The sequence below is a fragment of the Paraclostridium sp. AKS73 genome, from assembly GCF_025671395.1.
Classification (GTDB): Bacteria; Bacillota; Clostridia; order Peptostreptococcales; family Peptostreptococcaceae; genus Paraclostridium; species Paraclostridium benzoelyticum.
In genome coordinates, this window is record NZ_JAIXHU010000018.1 from 54,081 (window position 1) to 62,705 (window position 8,625).

Below are 8,625 nucleotides of genomic sequence, written 5' to 3' on the forward strand. Positions count from 1 at the left end.
CCTCCTAAAAAGGGGCGTGTCCCAAAACTTGAAACACACCCTTATGTTCTATACATTATTTACTTTAGTCATTTTTAAATATTCATTTATAAATAAATCTATATTACCGTCCATAACACTGTCAACATTTCCTATTTCAGCGTTTGTTCTGTGATCCTTTACCAACTTATATGGTTGGAATACATAAGATCTAATTTGGCTTCCCCAAGTTATTTGAGAATACTTGCCTTGTAAATCTTCTATTGTTTCCTTTTGTTCTAATTCTTTTAACTCTATAAGTTTAGCCATTAACATTCTCATGGCAGTATCCTTATTACTGTGTTGAGACCTCTGATTCTGACACTGAACAACTACACCTGTTGGTATATGAGTTATTCTTACTGCAGAATCTGTAGTATTTATATGTTGTCCACCAGCTCCAGATGCTCTATATGTATCAATTTTCAAATCTGAAGGATTTATATCAATTTCTATACTTTCATCTAACTCTGGAATTACATCAATTGATGCAAAGAAGTGTGTCTTTTTCCAGATGGGTCAAAAGGAGAAATCCTTACAATTCGATGAACTCCTTTTTCACTTTTTAAATACCCATATGCATTAAGTCCTTCAATTTGTATAGTTGCACTTTTTATACCAGCTTCTGTATCTGATTGTAAATCTAGAGTTTTAACTTTAAATCCTTTAGAATTAGCCCATCTATCATACATTCTCAGTAGCATTTCTGCCCAATCTTGAGCATCTAATCCACCTGTTCCTGCGTTTATAGATAAAATTGCATTATTTCTATCATACTCTCCACTCAGTAAAGTTTTTATTTTAACTTTATCAATCTCTTTTTCAATTGAAGTTATTGTACTTTCAACTTCTTTTTCTAATGAATCATCAGCTTCTTCTTGAGCTAGCTCAAGAAGTACTTCTACATCTTCTACAGATGATTGTAGATGATTATACTCATCTACGATATCTTTTAGATTTTTATTTTCTTGAAGTACACGCTGTGCTTTTTCATTATCATTCCAAAAGTCTTGTTCATTCATTATTTTTTCACTTCTAATAATTTTTTCATTCAGACTTTCTATGTCAAAGAGAAGCCCTCAATTCTTCTATATTATTAGACATTTCTTCTATTCTATGTCTATATTCTTGTACATTAAGCATATATAACCTCCAAACTATCTTCCGCAACACTTTTTATATTTTTTACCACTTCCACAAGGACATTCATCATTTCTACCTATTTCTTCATCCTTCTTAACAGGTCTGTTTCCTTGTCCTTCATCTGCATTTGAAGATATTTTTTCTACATCTACTACTTGTTTTCTTTGTATAGGTTCTTCTATTGTAAAGTTATATAAATATCTTACAGTATCTTCTTGTATAGCTTTTGTCATATTATCAAACATGTCAAATCCTTCTAACTTATAAGCTACAACTGGGTCTTGTTGACCTATAGCTCTAAGTCCGATACCTTGACGTAATTGATCCATAGCATCTATGTGGTCTATCCAATAAGAGTCAACAGCTTGTAAAAGTATAACTCTTTCGATTTCTCTCATCCTTTCAGATTCAACCATATTTTCTTTCTCTTCATATATTTTTTAGCTAAGTTATATACTGTATCTATAACTTTTTCTTTATTCATGTTTTCAAGATTTTCAGCCTCTAAGCTACCTTTAGGCATAAACATATGATATAAATAATCTTTGTATGCATGTAAATCAAACCCTTGATCTGTCACATATATATCATATCCATCTGATATTATAGCCATTATCATTGTTTGAACTTGCTCTTCTAAGTTTTCACCTTCTAATACACGACCTCTTTGTTCGTATATTATCTCTCTTTGTTTATTCATAACATCATCATATTGAAGAACGTGCTTTCTTATACCAAAGTTTCTTCCTTCAACTTTCTTTTGAGCATTTTCTATTGATTTGGTTAACATCTTAGCTTCTATAGGTGTTTCTTCATCTAAGCCTATTTTTTCAACCATTCCAGAAATTCTATCACTTCCGAATAATCTCATAAGTTCATCTTCTAAACTTATATAGAATCTTGAACTTCCTGGATCCCCTTGACGACCAGCACGACCACGTAACTGATTATCAATTCTTCGAGATTCATGTCTTTCTGTACCTATTATCGCTAATCCGCCAGCTTCTCTAACTTTATCCTGCTCTTCTTCAGTTTGTTTCTTATATTTTTCAAGTATTTTATCAAAATCAGATTTAGCTTTCACTATTTCGTCAGTTAACTCTATACCTAAACTCTCTATATCTGCGTCTACCTTATTTATTATATCTTCAGGGTATCCAATTTTTTTCATTTCTTTTTTAGTTAAAAATACTGGGTTCCCTCCTAAAACTATATCCGTACCACGACCTGCCATGTTAGTAGCTATAGTTACTGCACCTAATCTACCTGCTTGAGCTACTATCTCAGCTTCTTTATGATGGTTTTTAGCATTTAATACTTCATGTTTTACACCTTTTCTCTTTAAAAGCATAGATAGAACTTCAGACTTTTCTATAGATACTGTACCAACAAGTACTGGCTGATTGTTCTTGTGTCTTTCTATAATATCTTCAACAACTGCGTTGAATTTTCCTAGTTCACTCTTGTAAACACAATCTGCTAAGTCTTCTCTTAATATAGGTTTATTAGTTGGAATTTGTACAACATCCATTTTATATATTGCTTTAAATTCTTCTTCTTCTGTTTTAGCTGTACCTGTCATTCCTGATAACTTATTGTACATTCTAAAATAGTTTTGGAATGTTATAGTTGCTAAAGTTTTAGATTCTCTTTGTATTCTTAATCCTTCTTTAGCTTCAATTGCTTGATGTAATCCTTCAGAATATCTTCTACCAAACATAAGTCTTCCCGTAAATTCATCAACAATAACTATTTCGCCATCTCTTACAACGTAATCCACATCTAACTTCATTATTTTATGAGCTTTTAATGCTTGATTTATATGGTGGTATAACTCTATATGAGCTACATCTGTTATATTATCAACATTGAAATAAACTTCTGCTTTTTGTATACCACTTTCAGTTAAAGAAACTGATTTTTGTTTTTCATCTATCTCATAGTTATCTTCCTTTAAAGTATGTACAAATGTATTTGCATCACCATATAGATGTGTTGATTTATCTCCAGGACCTGATATTATAAGAGGTGTTCTAGCCTCATCAACTAATATAGAGTCGACCTCATCGACTATTGCATAGTTTAATTCTCTTTGAACTTTTTGCTCTTTATGTATAACCATGTTATCTTTTAGATAATCAAATCCATATTCATTGTTTGTTCCATAAGTTATATCACATTCATATTGTTCTTTTCTTTCTTGAGGACTTTGTCCATGAACTATAACCCCAACTGTCATGCCTAAAAACTCGTATATTTTACCCATTTGTTCTTTATCACGTTTTGCTAAGTAATCATTTACTGTTACAACATGTACACCTTTACCTGTTAACGCATTTAAATAAACTGGAGCTGTTGCAACTAAAGTTTTACCTTCTCCAGTCTTCATCTCAGCTATTCTTCCTTGGTGAAGAACTATCCCACCTATAAGCTGAACTCTATATTGTCTCATCCCAAGTACTCTTTTTGAAGCTTCTCTTACAACTGCAAATGCTTCTGCTAATATGTCATCTACTGTTTCCCCATTATTAAGTCTATCTTTAAAAACATTAGTCATATTTTTTAATTCATTATCTGACATTCCTTGAAATTTCGATTCTAAAGCATCTATTTCATCAACTGTTTTGCTGAATTTTTTCATCTCTCTTTTATCAGCTATATTAAATATATTATCTAAGAAACCCATATACTTATCTCTCCTCGTCCATTATATGTATAATATACATTCTACCATAAAATCTTTGTATTTTATATTTAAAAAGCTATCGATTATAATTTTTATCGATAGCTTTAATAACTAATTTAAATTCTACTCTTGCTCTATCATTCCATAACCGCCATTTTTTCTTTTATATACTATTGATATATCATCAGTTTGAGTATTTGTAAATATGAAGAAATCATGTCCTAATAAATCCATTTGTAATACTGCTTCTTCTGGACTCATTGGCTTCATATTAAATTTCTTATTTCTTTTTATTGAAATGTCTATAGAATTTTCATTTTCATCATTTAACTCTTCTTCCGATAAATCTTCTATATGGCTAAATCTTATACTTTCATTTGATTGATGCTTATCTTGTACTCTTTTTTTATACTTTCTTAACTGAGTATTTAACTTATCATATACTACATCTATAGCAGCATATAAATTTTCCTCTGTATCTTCTGCTCTTATTATAGGACCGCTTATTGGTATTATAGTTACTTCTACTTTCTGTCTTGCCTTTTTAGCACTTACTGTAACTTTTACTTCTGTTTCTGGGTGAAGGTAGTAGTCTAATCTTTCTAATTTTTCTTCTACTGAATCCTTTATTGCATCTGTTAATTGCATTTGTTTCCCAGATATTTTTATCTTCATAAGAACATCTCCCTTCAGATATATATAAGCACAACAACTTATACTTATTTAATTTCTATGTTTAAATTCAATTTCCTTTATTTTTATTGTTAGCTTCTTGGAATTATAATATTCAAGGTAAATAAATTTATTTTTGTCGATTAATTGTAAACCTTGAACAACATGTGGATTGATTTATCATTATAACCTGTGGATAATGTGGATAAAAATGTTAATAAGTCTGTATTTATTTATTTTTACACATTCTTTGCTTTATTTATATCCACAGAACTAATGTTTATTTGTTATTAATTTGTTTATTGTTGTCATATTTTCGAATAAATTAAAAAAAATTGCATTTAAACAAAAAAAAAGCACCTCTAAAGGTACTTTAGTAATATTTTAGCTGACCTGGTCTTTGCCCCCACACTCGCCTGCTGGAGATTTCGCTTGGGTTCGCCGCACTACTGACTCTCTCGATTTTAATATCGGCAGGTCTTACTTCTAAGCTGCACCATGATCATTAATCCCATTTTTAGAATTAACTTACGTGGGTCCTTTCGCCTGCAACTGGCATGAACTTTCAACCACAGACCTAACACATTACTAATACATTTTAATATCTTAAGACTCATATGTCAATAACAATTTATTCTAGTTAAAAATGTACATATATAAATTTTTTTCACACCTTTAAATTTCAAAATTTTTGATATTTCATTTACAGTACTTCCCGTAGTAAATATATCATCTATAAGTAATACATTTTTATTTTGCATAAATTTATACTCTTATAAAAACCAAATGCATTTTTACTTCTCTTGATCTTTCTTCATTTGTTAATTTAAATAATTTAGTAGTATTCTTATTCCTATATATAGAATCTAAAACCTTTATATTTTCTATTTTACCAAGTTTTTTTGCAATAAGTTTTGATTGGTTAAACCCTCTTTTTCTTTCTCTTTTCTTATGTAATGGAACATACAGTATATAATCATAATTTATATTTTGAGTATCTAACTTTTCTTTCATTATCTTAGATATAATATTTACCATAAATGTTTTATCATTATATTTAAATCCAAATACTATCTTTTTACTAGTTTCACTATATTCTATACATCCTATAGCTTTTTCAAAATAATACGTTTTATTTATACAAGATGGACATCCATTTAATAAGTCTTCAGGCTTTAATGTTTCTATAGTTTCATTTAATATAGTTTTTCCACATTTTAGACATCCATCATTTATAAAATTTAGTTCATTGAAACAATCTTTACATAATGAGTATGTATTATTTTTACTAATAGGTTTATTGCATATAATACACTTAATATTTTCTGGATATATTATATCTAAATTTTATAAAAAATTGATTTAATTTTTTATCAACACCCCTTCTTTTTTTAATCTATTCAACTTTTTACTTAAATTAGAGTGTCTATCATTTATCCTATTGTTTTTTATCATAAATTCTAAGTATTTAACATCTCCAACTAAAACTACTAATTGTTTAGCTCTAGTTACCGCTGTGTAAAGTAGATTTCTATTTAATAGCATAGGCGGGGCCCAAGTTACTGGAATTACAATAGCTGGAAATTCACTTCCTTGACTTTTGTGTATTGTCGTACAAAAACTATGATCCAATTCATCTAACTCAGAGTATTCATAAGACACTATTTTAGTTTTATCAAATAGAACATATATAATTTTATTTTCCTTATCTATATGATAAATATAACCTATATCTCCATTGTATATACCTTCTCCATTTTCACTCTTATCTTCATTTTCCCATTTTTTAGTATAATTATTTTTTATTTGCATAACTTTATCGCCAACTCTAAAAATCCTTTTTTGTAATGTTTCTTCAACTTTAAACTTTTCTTCTTTATTTAAATATTTTTGTAACTCTATATTTAAATTTGTAACACCTAAATCACCCTTTCTCATAGGTGCAAGAACTTGTATATCTTGTAGTTTATCTAAGTTATAAAATTTAGGTAGCCTTTCGCTAACTAATCCAACTATTTCTTCTAGAATTGCTTCATTTGTATCTTTTTTTATAAAGAAAAAATCTTTCCCTTTAACATTTAGGTGAAGTGGTAATCCTTTGTTTATTCTATGGGCATTTACAACTATCATACTTTCTTGAGCTTGCCTAAAAATTTCATCCAATCTAACAACATTTATAACCTCTGAATCAATAATATCTTTTAAAACATTTCCAGCTCCAACAGATGGTAACTGATCACTATCTCCAACTAAAATTAATCTAGTTCCTGGTCTTATTGCTTTTAATAAACTATACATTAAAACAATATCTACCATTGAAACTTCATCAACGATAACTACGTCTGCTTTTATAGGATCTTCTTCATCTTTTAAAAAACTAGTTCTTCTGAGTCTGTTGCATATCCCATTTCTAATAGCCTGTGGATTGTCTTAGCCTCTTTATTAGAAGTCTCACTCATTCTTTTTGCTGCTCTACCTGTAGGTGCAGCTAAAAGAACTTCTTGTTTATTATTTTCAAATACTTTTATTATAGTATTTATAGTTGTCGTCTTTCCTGTACCGGGCCCTCCAGTAATAACTACTAATCCACCTTCAACAGCTTCTTTTACTGCTAATACTTGATTTGTAGCTAACTTTATATTAGTTTCTTTTTCTATATCTTCTATTTCTTCGTCTATATCTATATTTAGTTCTTTAAATTGAGATTGAGATAACTTTATTATTTGCTTACAAACTCCATTCTCAGATAGATAATATGGTATTAGGTATATGTGATCTTCATCTCCCAAATTTCTTTCAATATGAATTTTTTGATCATACGCTAATCTTAAAATTGAATCTGAAATATATTCATTATCTACACCCAACAGTTTGCTAGCTTCATCTATTAAGGCATTCTTAGGTAAATATGTATGCCCACTTCCTAAAGATTGATTTAATGTGTATAGAATACCTTGCATTATTCTGTCTTTAGAAAATTTATCTATTCCTAAATTTGATGCTATTTTATCTGCTACTTTAAACCCTACTCCTCTTATATCCTCTGCTAACTTGTATGGATTTTTAGTTATTATATCTATTGCTTTATTTTTATATCTTTTATATATCTTCAAACAAAAGTTAGGAGTTATTCCATAAGGAGATAAATTCATTATTATATTTCTTAATTCTCTATTTTCTTCATAACTTTTAGCTATCTGCTCAATTTTTTACTCCCTATGCCCTCAACTTCTGAAAGTCTATGCGGAGAATTTTGAATAATATCTAAGGTATCTACTCCAAACTTTTCGATTATCCTCTTTGCCATCTTTTCTCCTATACCTTTTATTATTCCAGAGGATAAGTATACATATATACCTTCTATAGATGATGGTGTAACTGGCATAAATGAGTTAACTTCAAATTGAGTTCCATAAGTTTTATGATTTATCCATTTTCCTTCAACTTCTATACTCTCTCCAACTGTTAAAGTAGGCATACATCCAACTATAACTATATCATTATTTTCGTTTGATAAATGAGCTATAACATATCCATTATCTTCATTCTTAAATATAATATCACTTATCATTCCTTCAATCTTTTCCATAAATAATCTCCTATAAAAATTCTAACTTTAGCGTTTACATAATTTACTATTATTATACAGCTAAATTTATATAAAAAAAATAGAAGACTGTAAATCTACAGTCTTCTTATTTACTAATGTAAATATTTATTATAAACCAGCTTGTTCTCTTAAAGTTTCAGATTTATCTGTTCTTTCCCATGGTAAATCTAAATCAGTTCTACCAAAATGTCCGTAAGCTGCAACATTTTTATACATAGGCTTTCTTAAGTCTAAATCTCTTATTATTGCTCCTGGTCTTAAATCAAAGTTCTTGTTAACTAAGTCAACAAGTAATTCTTCACTTACTTTTCCAGTTCCAAATGTATCTATGAATACAGATAATGGTCTAGCAACTCCTATAGCATAAGCTAATTCTATTTCACATTTGTCTGCAAGCCCTGCTGCTACTATATTTTTAGCAACGTATCTTGCAGCATATGCTGCTGATCTATCAACCTTTGTAGGATCTTTTCCTGAGAAAGCTCCTCCTCCATGT

General features: G+C 29.2%; 7 protein-coding genes and 3 pseudogenes. All 10 read right to left on the reverse strand.

Going from position 1 to position 8,625, the window contains the following annotated elements; all coding sequences use genetic code 11:
* Positions 1–48: 48 nt before the first annotated feature.
* Positions 49–1,161, reverse strand: a pseudogene (gene prfB, locus LEQ07_RS22580) (peptide chain release factor 2).
* A 14-nt stretch (positions 1,162–1,175) separates the two neighbouring features.
* Positions 1,176–3,847, reverse strand: a pseudogene (secA, locus tag LEQ07_RS11205) (preprotein translocase subunit SecA).
* Between the two features lie 123 nt (positions 3,848–3,970).
* Entirely contained in the window at positions 3,971–4,522 is a 552-nt protein-coding gene (gene hpf, locus LEQ07_RS11210) for a ribosome hibernation-promoting factor, HPF/YfiA family (protein ID WP_046822477.1), read from the reverse strand.
* Between the two features lie 617 nt (positions 4,523–5,139).
* Positions 5,140–5,280, reverse strand: coding sequence for a ComF family protein (locus LEQ07_RS11215; RefSeq protein WP_263330714.1), 141 nt, complete (start codon positions 5,278–5,280; stop codon positions 5,140–5,142).
* A 4-nt stretch (positions 5,281–5,284) separates the two neighbouring features.
* The gene (locus LEQ07_RS11220; protein ID WP_263330715.1) at positions 5,285–5,557 is read right to left on the reverse strand and encodes a ComF family protein; all 273 of its coding nucleotides are present in this window, start codon (positions 5,555–5,557) and stop codon (positions 5,285–5,287) included.
* A 216-nt stretch (positions 5,558–5,773) separates the two neighbouring features.
* A pseudogene (locus tag LEQ07_RS22585) lies at positions 5,774–5,857 on the reverse strand (ComF family protein); the annotation flags it as partial.
* Positions 5,858–5,881: 24 nt separating this feature from the next.
* The gene (locus tag LEQ07_RS23050) at positions 5,882–6,934 is read right to left on the reverse strand and encodes an AAA family ATPase (RefSeq protein ID WP_332843124.1); all 1,053 of its coding nucleotides are present in this window, start codon (positions 6,932–6,934) and stop codon (positions 5,882–5,884) included.
* The gene (locus LEQ07_RS23055) at positions 6,889–7,671 is read right to left on the reverse strand and encodes a helix-hairpin-helix domain-containing protein (RefSeq protein ID WP_442952422.1); all 783 of its coding nucleotides are present in this window, start codon (positions 7,669–7,671) and stop codon (positions 6,889–6,891) included. The genes LEQ07_RS23050 and LEQ07_RS23055 overlap by 46 nt, the downstream gene beginning before the upstream one ends.
* 41 nt (positions 7,672–7,712) lie before the next feature.
* On the reverse strand, positions 7,713–8,108 hold the full coding sequence (locus LEQ07_RS23060) for a YrrC family ATP-dependent DNA helicase (RefSeq protein ID WP_332843118.1): 396 nt from the start codon (positions 8,106–8,108) through the stop codon (positions 7,713–7,715).
* A gap of 129 nt (positions 8,109–8,237) precedes the next feature.
* Positions 8,238–8,625, reverse strand: a 388-nt coding sequence (locus LEQ07_RS11230) for a methionine adenosyltransferase domain-containing protein (RefSeq protein WP_263330716.1), incomplete at its 5' end; no start/stop codon positions are given.